Source organism: Paenibacillus sp. Y301 (genome assembly GCF_059445505.1).
Genome location: NZ_JCAIUL010000004.1, coordinates 102,476 through 120,554, shown reverse-complemented (window position 1 = coordinate 120,554; position 18,079 = coordinate 102,476). Strand labels below are relative to the sequence as shown.

Below are 18,079 nucleotides of genomic sequence, written 5' to 3'. Positions count from 1 at the left end.
AACGTCAAGTTAGAATAACTGGAGCACGTAAGTGACCAGAATAATGTGAGGTTTAACAAATGTCCAAACGTATTTTATTTACAGGTGGCGGATCAGCAGGTCATGTCACAGTTAATGTTGCTCTCATTCCAAGATTCGTGCAATCGGGATGGGATGTATCATATATAGGTTCTGTTAAAGGTATTGAGTCTGACCTCATTAAGAATATCGATTCTGTCGATTATTATGGTATTTCAACAGGCAAACTTCGACGTTATATGAGTGTCGAGAATTTCAAAGATCCTTTTCGCATCGTTAAGGGCGTATTTGAGGCTTATAATTTAATTCGCAAAATAAAACCTGATGTCGTGTTCTCTAAAGGCGGATTCGTATCCGTTCCCGTCGTCATTGGTGCCAAATTAAACAAAGTACCCATTATCATTCATGAATCGGATATCACTCCAGGTCTCGCTAATCGAATCTCTCTTCCTTTAGCTACTAACATTTGCGTAACTTTTCCTGAGACGTTAGACCATATCAAGAATGATAAGGCAACTTATGTTGGAGCTATTATTCGAGATGAACTCCGATCTGGTAATGCTTCTAATGGATTAGAATTACTTCAGTTCACTAACAATAAACCCATCATTCTAGTCATGGGAGGAAGTCTAGGTTCCAAAAAAATAAACGGTACGATTCGTAATAACCTACCTAAACTCTTGGCTCAATACCAAGTGGTACATATCTGCGGAAAAGGCCAAATTGATCCATCCATTGATCTCGATGGGTATCAACAATTTGAATATATCCATGATGAACTCCCAGATGTCATCGCTTCTGCTGACATTGTCGTGACAAGAGCAGGCTCTAACTCAATTTTTGAATTCTTAGCGCTTCACAAACCTATGCTGTTAATCCCACTATCCAGAGCAGCAAGCCGGGGAGACCAAATATTAAATGCGGAATCATTTCGAAAAGCTGGATATGCAGAAGTTCTGATGGAAGAGAATCTGACTGATGAATCCTTTATGCAATCTCTAGAGTTATTAATCTCGAGACGAGATCAAATGACAGAGACTATGACTAAACATGATCAAGCAAGTACTATAGATCAGGTTATAGAGCTGATCCAGAAAGCAGCCAATAAAAAATAATGTATCTCGCGTCACTAGTATAAGTGGCATGGAGAACTTAATAAACTGTAGATCTCACAAAAGAAGCCGAAAGCAAGGATATATCCCTGCTTTCGGCTTTTGTATACAACTATCTTCTATTACGATCAAAAAAGGTTACTCCTGTAGCATGGCTTGAAATGTTAGCTTGAGGGTCAATGGACCTGACTAAAGCTCTAAATCGTGCCTTCTCTGCCATATGAACCTTGTAGACTAACGGTTTAGCTATAACATGAGGGGTATCACATTCATTCGATATCGAGATATCCTTAAGACTTAGACTTCGTGATAACATCTGCTTAATCTCTTCATGTCGGGCACTCTGAACATACGTAGTCCTATATAAGGCAAATCCTCTGATCGTTAAGTGCACCATCTCATAAGCTAATAGGTAGGCGATAATAGAATACATCGCTTGATCCCATCCATATACAAAACCAGCGCCTGTTAGCACCATACAGTTGATCAGCATGATGATGTTATCTAATGGAACGGGCACTCCGTTTCTCCATAAAGAACGATCAGCTAGTTCAAGGGTATCCAGCGCTCCTCCATATCGGATAACTGTACCTATTCCAAGTCCCAACGATAGCCCCCCTACCATCGCGGCAGTTAAAGCATGTTCGATTAAGGCAGGAATCGGATGAAGAAAGATCGCACTCAACGAAAATACGATCAATCCCAATACCGTTAAGATGACAAACTCTTTTCGAATATGTCTATAGCTCATAACCATAAATGGCACATTCAATAAGAAAAGAAATAATCCTAGCCTCATCTCCGTTAGATGGGCAAAAATAGCGGAAACCCCTGTCATTCCACCGACAATAATCTGATTAGGAATTAAAAACAATTCTAATCCCACAGATGCTAATACACTTCCTACAACGATAAAGAATATGTGAACAAACCAGTGTTTAAAGGCAATACACTCATAAGAATGCATCGCTTCTAATGAAGCCCTAAGTAGTTTCAGTGCAAATCCTCCTCTTCTGAATATAGACTCAGCCTATAATGACAGATGGTTCGGGACAGCAATTTAGGTATGGATCTTAAAGATTGTTAAGTTCCACTTTCCTCTGGCAGCTCAGGTTTCACCTTCGTGTTATTCCTTCTCTTGGAATCTTTGAATTTAAATATATTATCCATAAAGTTATAAATATGTTTAGACTCCTTAGATAATAAGGGTCCTAGAATAGCCATAATTAATACATATAATGCTGTAAAGGATTGTAACACAGGCATAAGTCCCCCTGCTTTTCCTAAGTTAGCCATGATAATGGAGAATTCTCCCCGTCCCATAATGGTGAATCCAATATTAAATGATGCCTTGGTAGACAATCCTGCACTTCGTCCAGCTAATAACCCTGATACGAAGTTACCAATCAAAGTCAGAAGGACGGCAGCAAGTGATAACCATAACGCACCGAACATTTCCAGTGGGTTAATAGATAATCCAAAGCTAAAGAAGAAGATAGCTCCAAAAAAGTCCCTAAAGGGTAAAATAAGATGCTCAATCCGTTTCGCATGTTCTGTATCTGCGAGTACCAGTCCAAAGAGTAACGCTCCTATGGCTTCCGCCACATGAATCGTTTCTGAAAAGCCCGCTACTAGAAATAATGAACCAAATACAACAAGTACAAATATTTCATTTGAGCGAATATTGAGCAGCTTATTTAACAGTGGGACCGCCTTCCGCCCAACAATAATCATCATCAACATGAAAACGAGTGCTATGGATGCGGTCAGTAATACACCCCATACGCTTGAAGAATCACTAAGAACAATTCCAGAGAGTATGGATAAATATACGGCAAGGAATACATCTTCAAACATCGTAATTCCTAGAACCATTTCCGTTTCTGCATTAGCCGTACGTTTTAAATCCACTAGTACCTTAGCCACTATAGCACTAGATGATATCGTCGTAATTCCAGCAATAACAAGAATCTCCTCAATAGGGAATCCTGCGATCCAACCCAGAATCAGACCTAGAACAAAGTTGATCCCGATATAGATGGACCCACCCTTCACGATGGACTTACCTGACTTAATCAACCTGCCAATTGAGAATTCAATTCCTAGGTAGAATAATAGAAACAATACGCCAATCCGGCCTAAAAGATCAATGAAGGGGGCACTCTCTATGAACCTGAAATCAAAATGCCAAAAGTTCATTGCATGAGGCCCTACTGCCATTCCAATTAATATATAGAAAGGTATAACCGAAAGTCTAATCTTAGTCGCTAACAGGCCTACTGCAGCAATTAAGGCAATAGCCAGCCCTATTTCAAAAATGATATGATCCATCTATTTAACCACTTCCGTTCAGTAAAATTTGTTTGAATAATTTCTGTTGCTCACGTTCGCCCACTACAACAAGTGTAGCCTCCCCAGGAATGACGAATTCTGGACCTGGATTTACGTGTTTAGAATGATTCTTCTCAATCACAGCAATAATCATAGCTCCCGAATTCTGACGCACATCAAGTTTACCAATGGTTTGGCCAATGGCTTTATAACTGTTTTCCATTTTGTACCATTCTATAATAAGCTCATCGAATGCCATATCTACTTTCTCTAACGCCTTAGGAACGTATGTCATTCCACCTACGATCGCAGCAATGACACGTGCTTCATCATCATCCATAGAAATCATTGAGATGCTGTCATCGGGATCCTCATATTCAAAATGATACATTTCTCTTCTTCCATCATCATGGATAATGACAACCAACTTATCCCCGTTACGTGTAGTTATTTGGAATTTCTTACCAATACCTGGCAATTCTGTTTCGCGTACATTCATTATTCAAATACCTCCAATTATTCTAAATATATTTAAATAGAACGTTTACATTGTTCGTTTAAAAAGAACAGTAATCGCCTCTACTTTTCAGGGATAATATTACATGATTAAATTGTGTTATGGGAGTTATTAACATCAAAAAGGGTAAATTAAATTAGAGCACAGACAAAGTAGCTTTGCTCACGAAAGTGGAGGTGTACTTAATGGGGTCTAGAAATAAACGACGTAATAATAACATGATACAGTGTTTAAAGGGTAGCCAATATGAGGGTAACTGCAGACTTTCTAAGAGGTAAACCATAAACAATAAGGATAATAATTGAGTAGACAACATAGGCTTTAGCATGTTTGGAGCATGCTGTCGAATATGAGGTCTCATCAAGGTGATTCCTTCTTCAATAGCTCCTTGAGAACTCTTACTCTCATGTGACTGTGCTTCATTAGAAGACACAGGAAAGGAGAATGACAAGACCATAACCATGCCAAGCATCATGACGAAGCGAAATAACGGATGTATTCTGATCATAGTTCATGTCTCCTTTCGCATACTGTTACTAAAATGATAACACATTATCAAACCGATCTCAAATTGAGATGGAATAAAAAACAAGCTGACGCTCCCAGTACACTGAACTATCGGCTGTTTCCCTTGCTGTGATAGGTATTTGGACGATAAGATGTAGATTCTAAAGGAGTGTGAGAAAGCCATATTACACACCTAGAAAGACATACAAATAGAAGAAATTACAACTTTCTGACTTTGTTTTTTTTTATTTTTTACGTTACACTGAAGATTACTTTTCTTACGTCTTGTCAGGTTAAACAAGATGATAGGAAGCTGGACAACCGTCTATAATATAAACGAAAAGAAGTGAAATAAAATGTCTAGGAATCAAAAAATAAACAACCTACCCACACTGATTAGTATTACTCTACTACTAGTCGCCAAATTATGCCTTCTCCGATATTTCATTTTCGGTGAAATTACAGGGGATGGATTAGTAGCGGATACCTTATCTGTCCTTGTATTCATCTCGTTAATTGACCTTATCATGCCTACTAAAGCCAAACGTGTCGCATTTTGGAGTTTTAATGTTATTTTTTCTGTCATCCTTTTTGCCGCAACGATATATCAAGCACACTTCGGTTCAGTTCCCACCTATACAACTCTTGGAGAAATGGGACAAGTAGGACAAATTCGCTCAAGTATTCAATCTTTAATCAACCCTACTCATTTCTTATTCTTTGTAGATCTGGTCATTGGACTCTTCTTATTAGTAATCCGCTTCATCCGTCGTCGCCGTCGTCAGAATACTTATAGCTATACCATGGGTACGATGATGATGAGCTCAACTCGTTATCGTCGGGGCGGAAGAGTGAAATGGAGATGGGTCGCTGCGCTAGTTCTAATCGTAACTGTTGGTTGTTCTAGTCTTGTTATTCATCGGTCTAGTCATATTGATAACGAACTTATTCAAGCAGAGAATGTCGGATTTCTGAATTACCAAGTATCTGCTGCACTTAAGAATAGACAAGAGAATGACATGATCGCCAAAGGGAATCTTCAGGAAACGAAAGCAGATGTAAAGGCACTTCAGTCCACTTATGCTTATAAGGACAACAACACAACAACACCTGCTCATTTCGGTACTGCAAAAGGAATGAACCTCATTATTGTGCAAATGGAGGCTTTTCAGAACTTCCCAATTCATGCGAATCTTGAACAGCAGGAGATAACACCTGTACTTAACAATCTTGCAAAAGAAAGCTATTATTTCCCTTACTTTTATCAACAGATTGGTCAAGGGAATACATCCGATGCTGAATTTATGTCGAATACATCCATCTACCCAACCGGAACTGTAGCCATGTCAACGGGTTTTGGAAATAGGGAGTTGCCAAGTCTTCCACGGTTATTACATAAACAACAATATAAAACAGCAACGTTCCATATTAATGATGTCACATTCTGGAGTCGGAATTTGCTATATCCGGGGCTTGGATTCGAACAATATTATGATAAACCAGCCTATAAAAATGATCATTTCAATGATTTCGGGGCTTCAGATGAAGAGATGTACCGTGTTGGTATAGAGAAGATTAAGGAGATGTCTTCTGACAGTAAGCCTTTCTATGCACAGTTCGTAACGACATCCAGTCATGCTCCCTTTGTTATTCCTAAAGATCAACGGAAGCTAGCACTTTCAAAGGATATGGAAGGAACGCAACTAGGCAACTATTTGGAAGCTGTACATTATACAGATCATGCGCTGGGTACATTGATTGAACAATTGAAGGCGAATGGCTTGTGGGATAACACGATGCTTGTCGTATACGGTGATCATTTCGGTATTAACCCCAAGGAAACAGATGGAGCAGAGATTACTGCAAAATTAGGTGTCCCTTATGATAATCAGATCAGCCGATTCAACATCCCCTTTCTTATTCATGTTCCTAAACAAGCGAAAGGCGAGGTTGTCGAGCTTGCTGGTGGACAATTAGATATTATGCCTACTATATCTAATCTTATGGGAATATCTCTGGAAGAGAAACAGTTCACAACGTTCGGCCACGATCTTCTGAATACAGATCACAATGTGTTCGGAATGCGTTATTACTTACCTACAGGTTCTTTCTTTAATAATGATGTCTTATTCGTTCCAGGTGCTGGCTTTGATGATGGAACAGCCACGTCACTCAAAACGCTACAACCCGTTCAAGATGTGAGTGCCTACCGTAAAGATTATGATTATATTATGTCGCTAATGAAGCTCTCCGATAAATATGTTCAATTGTTACCTAAACGGACACCATAATAGTTACACAAAAAAGGCATTTAGAGGCCACATTATGATATTCAAATAAGGCAGACCGTGATGACTTGGTCTGCCTTATTTCTACACTTTTTGTGAATAAAGAATTTCTCATCTGATACTCCAGCTACTTATTAACTATTTCGATATCCTTTTCCTTCTTCACAAGTCCCTAAGTCCCTAGCTAGTCCCTTCACATCAAGGCCATCTATCGCGAAGGCACGGCGCACCAGTTCAGGTGGGACGAACTCATCATACTTTCCCAAATACGGAGCTTCATCGGGTGATAAAAGAGTGATCGGATCCTCACAGTTGGAAGACTCCGCTAGGATATGCTCAAGAAGACTTTCCGCGTTGGTCTTACCCGCTACAACCATATAATACGGTTCCATCGGGACAACAGATCGAAGTCCCAACTTATCCTTCAAGTTATTCTTAATTAGCCGCTCTAAGGTTCGGAATTGCTTGCTACCTACCCATGGCATAATGAAGAAAGAGTCCCCGCCTGCAGGTATGACCGAGCTACGTAACATTCTACTTTCCCTTACCAGGCGACGAGCTCGTTCGAGACGATTCACAGCATTAGGTGCTAAATAGGAGTATATGACGTCATCCGCCAATACTTCTCGCATCTTCTGCAAGACACGGGTATGAACATCTCCTCCCGCTCCCAGCCACAGCGTATCGACCTTCCCTCGTGAAGATTTCACATAGACGGCTTGATGTTTCGTATCGACCTCTTCTACCTTCCATAGCTTCCCTGCAAGTGTGAAACAGTAGCCCGGTGGTGGAACGGTTGTAATCGAACCAATCTCTTCCGTACCGTTATATACCACATGTTCTTCATCATCTTTAAACACAGCATAGAACCGGAAATTGTTCACGATTCGCTCACCCATCAGGCCGATGATAAGAGTACCTTCTTCTGTCCGTTGAATATGATCTGTCTGCAGTAAATAGTTCAGGAATATCTTATAGTCTTCAGGCTGAATCTGTTTAAAAGAAGGCAACGTAAGCACCGCTCTTGCGAGTTCAGCCGGCTCCGCTTCACCAAGGCTCTTCAGTGCACTCATCGTTTGATGATATAACAGACCCACTGGCATTTGGCGAACATCTAATGGTTCAACCCATTTCTCCCGCACATATAATTCGATGACAGCAATGGCCCGCAGTAGCATCCACGGCATGCGTGCAGGAAGTTGCGCTTCTTCATCCTCTTCTTCAGGACACACAAATAGCATTTCTGATGCCGCATTCCCGCGACGTCCTGATCGCCCTAATCTTTGTACGAAGCTCGAACTACTGTAAGGCGCTCCAAGTTGAACGACTCGCTCCAGTTCTCCAAGATCAATCCCTAGTTCTAGCGTCAAGGTTGCGGCAGCAACGGCAGGACCGTATCCTGTACGTAATGCTGCTTCTGCTTCTTCTCGCAACATCGCGGATATACTTCCATGATGCACGTAGAATACATCAGGTTCATGACGCTTCGAAGCAATCCGTCGAAGCTCTAACGTCATTAATTCCGCATCGGAACGGCTATTCGTAAATACTAGTGCTTTCTTATGGTGCGTATGGTCGTAAATATAGTCATGATAAGCTTGTTTCGCATATTCCAACATTTTAGCTTCTTCTTCATTACGTGCATCAGGGAACGAGAAGTGTTCTACACTCAGCTTCAGTTTCCGTCCACCTTGTGGAGATACGATCTCCGTGCGCTTGTCCGTACCTGCACTAATCCAATCCGTTGCGGAATCATAGTCACTAAGCGTTGCCGACAACCCAATTCTACGCGGTTTACAGTAGGCCATCCGCTCAATTCTAGCAAGCTGACATAACACCTGGATGCCACGGTCGGATCCCATGAAGGCATGTACTTCATCAATAATGATGTACCGAAGATCATGGAATAATGCTGGAATGGCATTCGGTCTGTTCATAAGTAGTCCTTCGAGCGATTCAGGTGTAATCTGTAGCACGCCCGAGGGCTTCTTCATGAGCTTAGTCTTCTCCGCCTGGGGAACATCTCCATGCCAATGCCATACCGGTATCCCTGCTTCTTGGAGCAACTCATTTAAGCGTTCAAACTGATCATTAATCAGCGCTTTCAGTGGACTTATATATAAGATCCCAACGGATTTAGAAGGTCGTTCGTGTAATTCTGTCAATGCGGGAAAGAAGACCGCTTCTGTCTTCCCAGAAGCCGTCCCCGAGGCAATAAGTAAGTGATTCTGTGTATCAAATAGAACACGACAGGCTTCTACTTGGGCTTCACGTAATTCATCCCATCTTTTGCGATATATAAATTCCTGAATAAACGGAGCTAATCGATAGAAGGGGTTATTACTCATAGTTCGAACTCCGCAAGAAAGTCATTCACTTCGTCTGGATCCGCCGCAGCTGGTGCCACCTGTCGCTCACCTAGAAGATCCCCGAATGACTTCTCTGGATTCTGATGGAGTGTATTAAGTAAATCCATGAAGTCTCTTACAATTTCACGTGTCGTCAGTAGTTCATCTGCTCCCAATCGACCCACGGCAAGCTCCATAAATTGTACGAGTTGTGGATCACTCAGAGATGATTCGTATCCATAGTGCATCGCATGAATGTGACTAAGCTTTTGCAATAAAATTAGAATCTCTTCATGTGACAACATGTTTAAGCGAAGCATAGGACCTGTGTAATTCTTCAATCCCTCAGCCCCATACCGCCCTTCTACCAACCGTGATCGAAGTGCTTCATAGCTGAACAATCCCCTACGTGGATCTTCCACAAATTGAGGCGTTCCACCCAAGAATATCCCTAGGTGTTCTGCTTTACCTTGCATCGTATCGTTAAACATCATCAATAATTTCTCATAGTTACTTTGACGAGAGATACTATTGGTTATTTTGTACAAGTTAACCCCTTCATCAATAAACAGGAGTAGTCCTTTGTATCCGATCCGAGCTACGAATTCTGACCATAACTTCATATAGTCATACCAGTTGCTATCATCAATAATCACACTGACGTCTATCGATCTTCGTGCCTCCGTCTTTGTTGAATACTCACCACGTAGCCATCGAAGTGCAGCCTGTTTCCCATCATCGTCTGCTAGCTTATAACTGTTCCAATATGCTGCCAAAACTTTGGCGAAATCGAACCCATGCACCATGTTCTGCATCTCAGATGTGATCGCAAAAATCCGCAGTTCCACTTCCTGATTCAAAGCGAGATCATTCGGTCGGAGACCTAACTCCTTCATAGCTGCTTGTTGAATGGACGCAATCCATTTCTGCAGAATAACTTCAAGCGCTCCTCCATCGGGACGTGTTCGTGTGGAGAGATGTGTCATAAGCTCACGGTATGTCGCTAGTCCTTGACCTTTGGTTCCAACTAATCGTCGTTCAGGCGAAAGATCTGCGTCTGCCACAACAAACTCGCGATCCATAGCATAATTGCGTATCATCTGTAACAAAAAGCTTTTACCGCTACCATATCGTCCTGTAATGAGCTTGAACGTTGCTCCACCCTCAGCGACATTATCCATATCTCGTAGAATAGCTTCAATTTCATATTTACGCCCTACAGCAATATGCTCTAGTCCAATTCTGGGTACCACACCTGCCGTTAATGAATTCACAAGAGCTGTCGTCATTCTTTTGGGAATTCTCAATTCATTCATGGTTATCACCTCTTTCCTCTTCTCAAGAAACTACCTTCGTCAATTGCGCCAACATAGGCATATATTCTTCGACCAATTGATCACCATCTATAATTAAGTCGCCGAGGGTATCCATCGCGATCTCGTTAATGTCATCTAACAGTAATTCTGGCATGGTCCCCGCTTCATTAGCTATATCCTGTAGTCCCAACAGACCTAATCCTTCTTTGAGAACATATAATGCTTCTAACATCTGTGCACTCAGTGCCCCTACAAATTCCACCCACTCATCAGGTAATCCTGTGACATCCCATGTTACGAGGACCTTGGCTAGCTTATCATCAGGTTCTTCTACATCATCTATGTCATCTTGCGATGAGAGAGTCACTTGGTGTTCTTCCTCATATTCGTCGTGTACAGCCTTATCTTCAAGAGCGGTCTCTTCATCAATATTTACGGTAAGAATATCTCGAACGAAATCCGAATCTTGTTGCAATTGTGCTAGTCTGTCTTCATCGATGACAACAGCCGGACCTGTCCGTTGTTGTACAGGCGTTGTATTGAACATACGATCGATATAGCGAGATATGAGTGTCTCAATCTCAGGCTCAAGTTCGATGCCTCGAAGTCTTCCTTTGAAGTTTAATTTCTCTCGAAGTTTATTCTCCGTTAATCGAAGCAATTGTGTTGAGAATTCTCTCAGAGGGGTATGCTTACTGATTCTCGATACCGTTATTAGAATGGATCTCCCATATTGGGAATCATCATACGTCGCGCTTTGGAAAAGAGGTCTTTCCCTCTCCGTTGGTGGTCCGGGATAGAACATCTCAATTAGGCGTAACCCTTGTTGTTTCGTCAGATAGGCATCTACCAGTGCAAACACTTTGGGGGCATATTCCATAAGAGACTTATCTCCACCCTCCATGTAGAACTTGCTCTTGGACACATCCACATCTGATAATTGCATCAATAGAGGAAACGGAATATCTAATGGTTCTGTTCGGAACCGGTACATTAATTCCAACTCCAATACGTCCCCTGTTAGCTCATTAGGTGCATGACGGAATACTTCATGAAGGGACACGGCTAACTGATTCACTAGAGCAAAATCCGTAATCCAATCTAACATGTAAGGTGTAAGTTTACTATAACGCTCACGATAGGCCATCCACAGATCAACCATACGTTGATAACCTTCTAGCGGTTCCTTCCAACCGATTCCGTTAATCAATTCATATACGTATAGAAAAATATACGAAAGACTTGTATCAGGATACCGTTGCTCTCTCACTTCACCTCTCCAATAGAAATACCATCGAGATTGCGAACCTGTCATGCTATCATACGTAGGCCAGTAGTTCATAAAAGGTACAAACGTAGCGGATGGTTCTATTTTCTCCTCAAACAATTTCGCTCTTTTCGTGAAGCGATGTTCATACGACGTATTGGATTCCCAAGTGGGAATTGTCGTTATAGAAGAGACGTTCATAATGGACGACCTTGGTTCTCGTGGAAAAAGAGACTCTATTTCAGCATGACGCTTATCCTCTGAAGAGGCGTCCCCTGCGCTTCCGTTTGTAGGGATGCTCTCACCATTCGGAGCTAATGATGTTCCTTGTGATTGCATAGCATGATCATATGAATCCTGCTCAGGTAATGGTGATGGAGTGAATCCCTTAGAATCGGATTGTTCGCGCAATTCTCTACGGGGTATTGGAGTCCCTATCTCTCCACGTTCTCCCTCTAGCTCCATCTCTGTCATATGAAGAGATGGTGATTCCGCAACCATTGGAGGCCGTACCATCCTTCGATAGGGCCGTGGTAATTCTTTTTTAGGATTCTTGGGATGATAGATCACATATTGAGAGACGGTATAATCATTTATTTTCAGCAAATTCATATGAGTCGTAGAGACATAGGCTTGTGCAATATAGTCTTCTTCCGCATAGATTGCGAGCTTTAGCCGCGACTTCATTTTCTTCAATTGTTTAAATATTTGAGTTGTGCTACTCTTCGTTAAGTCGTCGGGTTCAAGCATGATGATAATATCAAACGACATCGTCTGCATCTGGTGTTGCTTAGCTACATTAGGCGTTGCAATCATGATCCCACTTTGAAGAATCTCCTGGAACATCTGTTGCTTCCCACCTGCGGTAAGCCACATAGCATCCAGTTGAATCCAACTCTCTTTTAGCTTGTCCAATAAAACCTTCTTACCTATCACAAGAATCTTCGTTTCTGGATAACTCTTTAGCATATCATTCATAAATAACCGTATTTCCTCTGCATAATTGAGAGCTCCACCCCGAGCCCCACCGTTCAAGCCCCACTTAGCTAGAAACTTCAAATGCTCGTAAACAGGATAAGTCCCTCCATAGGGCCAATCTAGTTCAGGAAATACGATCCGATTCCATGCTCCCTGCATCCTCTCGCTTCCACGAGATATAATCTCTAATGGAGTGAGTTGATAGGGTCTATCTAACACCGCGCCATGTATGGTTCGCCCCATAGGTCCAACACCGGCTTGTCTCAATGTATCAACAGATATATAACCATCAAGAACAGGTACAAGGGAACTGTCTGACTTGACACTCCGTGAGACTTCAGCAGCTTTAAGGCGTTTAGATTCTACCGTTAATACAGGAATGGCATAGGCCTGACCTACACCGTTTGTCACTTCTGTATATCCTTCAAGTACAAGTTCAGCCTCGTGATACGTTGGGCCAATCTTTGTACGTTGTTCGTTGTCCTGATTGTCATTCATAACAAGCTCTCCTTTCCCTAATCCTTTTTCTAACTTATAAAATAGACATCCATACTTTTATCGCCGTCAATGATATTAAAATGACCAACGCATACCGTAAATACTTCACGTTTATTTTACCACTGATACGTGATCCCAATGGGGCTCCTATTACACTACCTAAAACCGTAAAAAGAGTTGGCATAACGGGAATAGGTCCTCCCGTTACTTTCCCAACAACGCCACCTATGGCACAAATAAATACGATAGCTAGAGATGAGGCAATGGTCGTTCTTGTTGGGATCTTTAAAACTTTTAACATAATGGGAATGAGAATAAATCCCCCACCAGCACCAACAATTCCAGATACGATCCCGGTCAAAAAGGCAGCTATGATCGCAATCATTCTATTATAGATGATTTCACTCGAATCCTCTTGTTGTTTGCCTTTACTCGGAATAACCATAAGCACAACAGCAATAACCGCTAATACACCGTAGAGGACATTAATCGTATCTCCAACTAGTAACTTGGAAACATGTCCTCCTATAAGACTACCCAACATAATACTGATCCCCATATTTAGGACAAGTCCTTTATGAATTAAGGAAGGAGTATTACCTTTCTTACTCTTCGCTTTATAGGCTAGAACACCTGCTAATGACGCAAAGAATACTTGAAACATGCTTATCCCAGATACCTCTTGTGCCGTAAAGTCAGCAGCACCAAGGCTGGAAGGAATAAAAAGTAACAGCGGATAATTAATGATAGCCCCACCGATTCCTAATAATCCTGAGAAGAAAGATCCGACAAAACCAAGAACAACCATAATCATTGGAAGAACAACATCCATTCTAATCACCCTTATGTCAGCTAGCTCAAATGAATGGAGCCTTAATTCCATGGAGCATCGCAATATAATCTGATTACCCCCTATACATCAGGCAATCGTGAAGGTATAATAAAACCAACTAAATTCATGTGAATTAGGTGGTTAATATGCTAGATAAGTTGAAGGGCTTTTTTGAAAGTAAATGTCCTAAGTGTAATGAATTGCTATCCAACGAGAATACTAGCATATGCTTGATAAAAACTTGTCCCCAAGGACACTATAAAGAAGAAACCTACCATTCCCTTGGCGTTAAAATTATTTACGACTCTTCCGAAAATCGTTAAATCATATATTGAATTTCTTTTGAGAGTACCCGGTTGTATGTTAATCCTTGTGTTGCCTACTGTCAAGGTACACCAAGCCTAAACGTTTCTTCGCCGTCCTTTAGCGGCGAAGAAACGTTTAGCGTTGAAATATAAGCCTATTTATAAGCAGAAATTCTTATATTCTAAGAAAAAGCCGAGATGAGCTATTCATCTCGGCTTTATTTGTATGATTAGAGCATAGATCCTCTAATTAGTACCGCTAGACTCATCCCTGTATCGCTCGTCGGCTTGTATCTTTAGACGATACTCATGAGGAGAGACTCCTTCTAGTTCTTTAAATACACGAGAGAATTGCTTACTGTTCTCAAATCCAACGGACTCCCCGATCATGGCTAATTTAATTGGACTCTTCAGCAATAACTCCTTAGCTTTTCGAATCCGTACTTTTTTCAAATATAGAACAAAGTTCTCACCGGTATATGCTTTAAAAGCCTCACTAAAATAAGAGTAACTTAAAGATACATGATTGCTTACACTTGCCATATTCAATGAACGGAAATAGTGTTCTTCTATATAGGCAACGGCTTCTTTCATATCCCCATGTTCTGTATAGGCCGATCGAACTTGTGCAACATAGTCACTCACACTACGGAGTAAATGTTCCAATTTACGATAGTAATCATGGAAGCTCTGGAAGTTAAACATATTACCTACCTTCTTGTATAACTTAAGTACTTCTACAGAAGACTCTCCGTATACAAGGAATACCTCATCCAGTACTTGCTCATTCACAAGTCTACTAACTCGCTCTAAATAGGAGATATCCATTTGTTGCAGCTGTTCAATATGAAATATAGAGCCTAAGAGAAGTAGCATTTCTCTCTCACGATCTGTACCTAGCATATTAGCCAATTTACGGATCTCTTCCGAGGGCAGCGGGAAATTTCGACGTTCCTCCCGAACGGCTTCATATTCAATGAAATACGTTTGTGGATAGAGAAATGTATATTGTAAAGCTCGTAGTGCTTCCTCATATTGCTGGCTAATATTCGATAACTGATCGCAAGCCATGCTAATGCCCATGCGAAAACCATGCCAGCCCTTGTCTTCAGCCTGTCGTGCTAACTCTTGAAACCAACTTTTCGGACTCCCAATTAGAACTAGTTTGCCTTCATAGTCGGATGTCATAGCTTCTAATTTGCCTTCCAAAGAACCAGACAGACGTTCTACTAGACTCTGTAGCTCACTTAGAGACATCCTAGACCCATCATCATATTGAAAATTCACAACGGCAACTGTAAATGGCTTCTTGAAATGTTGGAATCCAATCTCACCACTGTATTTCTCCAACTCATCTTCAGATAATTGACTCTGATGAAGCGCTAATTGCTGTATGCGGTTAGAACGAATTCCCTTGTGGACCACTTCACTGATCTCTTCGCGTTGCCGATCAATTGCTTCTTGTGTCGTTAAATCCTTCTCAATACGTTTCAATAAATCGAACAATTCCTCACGACGGATAGGCTTCAACAAGTAATCTTTCACCTTATATTTAATCGCTGTCTTCGCATATTCGAAATCATCAAAACCACTGAGAATAACAACAGCCGTTCCTTCGCCTTGCGTCCCCGTTGCTAATTCTTCAATAAGACGGATCCCGTCCATAACAGGCATTCTTATATCCGTGATCACGATATCAGCACCTGTCTCCCGATAATGATCCAGTGCAGTCTGACCGTTACTCGCCATGTGAATACAATACATCTCTGGGAATTCTCGCTCAATCATCGTCTTCAATCCATAGCGAATATTCTTCTCATCATCTACGATCAGTAGTGTTCGCTTCATCAGTACTTCCTCCTGTCAATAATACTCTAGGTAAAGTAATTAGTACCTTGGTAAAAACGCCCTCTACACTTGATATCTCCAATCCATATTCCTTTCCATAGAAAAGTTGGATCCTCTGATGTACATTGTGTAATCCTATCCCTACAACAGCTCTAACATCACCTTGTCGGTCTCGATCTGAGGCATTCCAATTATTGAATTTATCCCCTTGAATTCTTTTATTAAGCTCAATCAGTTGGTCACTTCTCATGCCATCTCCGTTGTCCATAATGGTTATACAGAAATGATCATTCACCATCTCAACTAAAATATGAATTTTCTTGTCCGTCTCTTCATCACTTGAATCGGACCACCCATGCTTAACACAATTCTCTACGATGGGTTGAAGTGACATCTTCAATACCTCTAATTCCATGTATTGAGCTGAAATATCCATAACTAGCGAAATCGGCTCTTCAAAACGAATATTCATGACTTCAATATAGTTCTGAATATGTCTAATTTCATCCTTTAATTTGACATACTCTCCCGACCATTTGAAGTTATAGCGCATCATTCCACCCAGTGATGTCAGTGCATCAGATATCGTTCGATTGTTATCTATTTCCGCCAGCATTTTAATATTCTCTAACGTATTATAAAGAAAGTGTGAATCAATTTGATTATGTAACGTACGTAGCTCTGCTTCTTTGGTCAGCGCCTGCTTACGAACAGCAACTGCAACAAGTTCATTGATCTTAGACATCAATTTATTGAAGTGATGGGCCAGTTCGCCAATCTCTCCACCCCCGCGAATCGAAACCCCTTTATAGAGTTCGCCACGACGTGCCTGTTTCATCGCCTCCGTGAGTCTTACTAAATCCTTCAGAATAATAGCATTTAATATATACGCGATCACCGTGAATAACACGACAAATAAAATGTTTGTTCCAATCGTTTTATTACGGATAACGGATATATCCTTTAACACACTCTCCATAGAGACGACATTTAGTAAGTAGGCATCCATCCGCTCAATAGGGACTTGGATGAACAAGAACGATTTACCGTTCTCCTGGTATTGGGTGTCCCATACTCCCCCTTGTCGAAGAGTAGCGAAACGATCCTGAATAGCCTTATTCATCTCTTTATTATCCTGAAGTAAGGAATCCGTTTGCCTTGTAAATATGTGCATTTGACTATCTATAAGAAACAATTGCGATTGTTCATCCTGTATGCTTGAGAACGTCCTAGGTGAGAAATTAGATAACAACATATCCACTTGAATAATGCCTGAATGGACACCGGTGATGAAGTTGATTTCTGTAAACAAAGAAACTTTAGGATTTTTCTCTGCTATAGAGCCTTCCATCACATCGAGGTCATAGTCTTGGAAATACCACATCTGCTTCGTCCCGAGATTATAGGCCTCTTTATACCATGGTTCCTGCTTAATTCTATCTTCCCGAAAAATAATGGGCCAAATTTCATGTACATATTCACTATCCGAGAACATACGTAAGTGCTCAATATTAGGATTGTTAAATTGTATACGTGTCAGATTAAAAAACGCATTCGTATTAAACTCCACGAGGTCCTTTAACTGAGGTTCAGTTTCGCTCGTTAAATAATTCTCGACAGCTTTATCAGACATGGCAAGCTGAGCTGAACGCTCCATCGATTCAACCTGATTCAGAATCTGTAGTTTCTCCATTTCAAGCAGATTAGCATTTTTACTCATGGTATCTTTGATATACGTTTCATTGATAGCATCAAAGGAATTAGTAGAGACAATTAAACTGGGCACCAAAATAATAATGATATATGCCGATATAAGGCGACTCTGTAATGATCTACGATCCCACCAATACATCAGCGATTCTAGATATTTCGATGTCCACTTCATCATCGCAAGCACTCTCCATTCTCGTTGAA

Annotated in this window: 12 protein-coding genes; 2 read left to right on the top strand and 10 right to left on the bottom strand. The window is 41.1% G+C overall.

What is annotated here, in order from left to right; all coding sequences use genetic code 11:
* Nucleotides 1-59 precede the first annotated feature (59 nt).
* Nucleotides 60-1,133 carry an undecaprenyldiphospho-muramoylpentapeptide beta-N-acetylglucosaminyltransferase gene (murG, locus tag AC1D69_RS09025; protein ID WP_495455816.1) on the top strand — a complete coding sequence of 358 codons (1,074 nt, stop codon included), beginning with the start codon at nucleotides 60-62 and terminating at the stop codon, nucleotides 1,131-1,133.
* Nucleotides 1,134-1,242: 109 nt separating this feature from the next.
* On the opposite strand, the gene AC1D69_RS09020 is transcribed toward murG, so the two are convergent.
* From AC1D69_RS09020 to AC1D69_RS09005, 4 genes are all read right to left on the bottom strand, one after another.
* A complete protein-coding gene (locus AC1D69_RS09020) occupies nucleotides 1,243-2,097 on the bottom strand; it encodes a YitT family protein (RefSeq protein WP_495455815.1) in 855 nt (284 codons plus the stop codon).
* A 116-nt stretch (nucleotides 2,098-2,213) separates the two neighbouring features.
* Nucleotides 2,214-3,461 (bottom strand): cation:proton antiporter, encoded by a 1,248-nt coding sequence (locus AC1D69_RS09015; RefSeq protein ID WP_495455814.1) that lies wholly within the window; start codon nucleotides 3,459-3,461, stop codon nucleotides 2,214-2,216.
* 4 nt (nucleotides 3,462-3,465) lie between these two features.
* Nucleotides 3,466-3,960 carry a cation:proton antiporter regulatory subunit gene (locus AC1D69_RS09010; protein ID WP_495455813.1) on the bottom strand — a complete coding sequence of 165 codons (495 nt, stop codon included), beginning with the start codon at nucleotides 3,958-3,960 and terminating at the stop codon, nucleotides 3,466-3,468.
* 154 nt (nucleotides 3,961-4,114) lie between these two features.
* The gene (locus AC1D69_RS09005; RefSeq protein WP_495455812.1) at nucleotides 4,115-4,486 is read right to left on the bottom strand and encodes a hypothetical protein; all 372 of its coding nucleotides are present in this window, start codon (nucleotides 4,484-4,486) and stop codon (nucleotides 4,115-4,117) included.
* 355 nt (nucleotides 4,487-4,841) lie between these two features.
* Between AC1D69_RS09005 and AC1D69_RS09000 the strand changes: the two genes are divergently transcribed.
* A complete protein-coding gene (locus tag AC1D69_RS09000) occupies nucleotides 4,842-6,776 on the top strand; it encodes an LTA synthase family protein (RefSeq protein ID WP_495455811.1) in 1,935 nt (644 codons plus the stop codon).
* 131 nt (nucleotides 6,777-6,907) lie between these two features.
* Here AC1D69_RS09000 and AC1D69_RS08995 read toward each other — a convergent pair whose 3' ends face one another.
* The 6 genes from AC1D69_RS08995 to AC1D69_RS08970 all read right to left on the bottom strand — a co-directional run bounded on the left by AC1D69_RS08995 (nucleotide 6,908) and on the right by AC1D69_RS08970 (nucleotide 18,053).
* Nucleotides 6,908-9,121: a DEAD/DEAH box helicase gene (locus tag AC1D69_RS08995; RefSeq protein ID WP_495455810.1), complete on the bottom strand. Its 2,214-nt coding sequence runs from the start codon at nucleotides 9,119-9,121 to the stop codon at nucleotides 6,908-6,910.
* The gene (locus tag AC1D69_RS08990; protein ID WP_495455809.1) at nucleotides 9,118-10,437 is read right to left on the bottom strand and encodes an ATP-binding protein; all 1,320 of its coding nucleotides are present in this window, start codon (nucleotides 10,435-10,437) and stop codon (nucleotides 9,118-9,120) included. The genes AC1D69_RS08995 and AC1D69_RS08990 overlap by 4 nt, the downstream gene beginning before the upstream one ends.
* 22 nt (nucleotides 10,438-10,459) lie before the next feature.
* Nucleotides 10,460-13,180, bottom strand: a complete 2,721-nt coding sequence (locus tag AC1D69_RS08985; RefSeq protein WP_495455808.1) for a TerB N-terminal domain-containing protein — start codon at nucleotides 13,178-13,180, stop codon at nucleotides 10,460-10,462.
* A 34-nt stretch (nucleotides 13,181-13,214) separates the two neighbouring features.
* On the bottom strand, nucleotides 13,215-14,012 hold the full coding sequence (locus AC1D69_RS08980) for a sulfite exporter TauE/SafE family protein (RefSeq protein WP_495455807.1): 798 nt from the start codon (nucleotides 14,010-14,012) through the stop codon (nucleotides 13,215-13,217).
* 551 nt (nucleotides 14,013-14,563) lie between these two features.
* Nucleotides 14,564-16,165: a response regulator gene (locus tag AC1D69_RS08975; RefSeq protein ID WP_495455806.1), complete on the bottom strand. Its 1,602-nt coding sequence runs from the start codon at nucleotides 16,163-16,165 to the stop codon at nucleotides 14,564-14,566.
* On the bottom strand, nucleotides 16,137-18,053 hold the full coding sequence (locus AC1D69_RS08970; protein ID WP_495455805.1) for a sensor histidine kinase: 1,917 nt from the start codon (nucleotides 18,051-18,053) through the stop codon (nucleotides 16,137-16,139). Before AC1D69_RS08970 ends, AC1D69_RS08975 begins: the two co-directional genes overlap by 29 nt.
* Nucleotides 18,054-18,079: the final 26 nt, after the last annotated feature.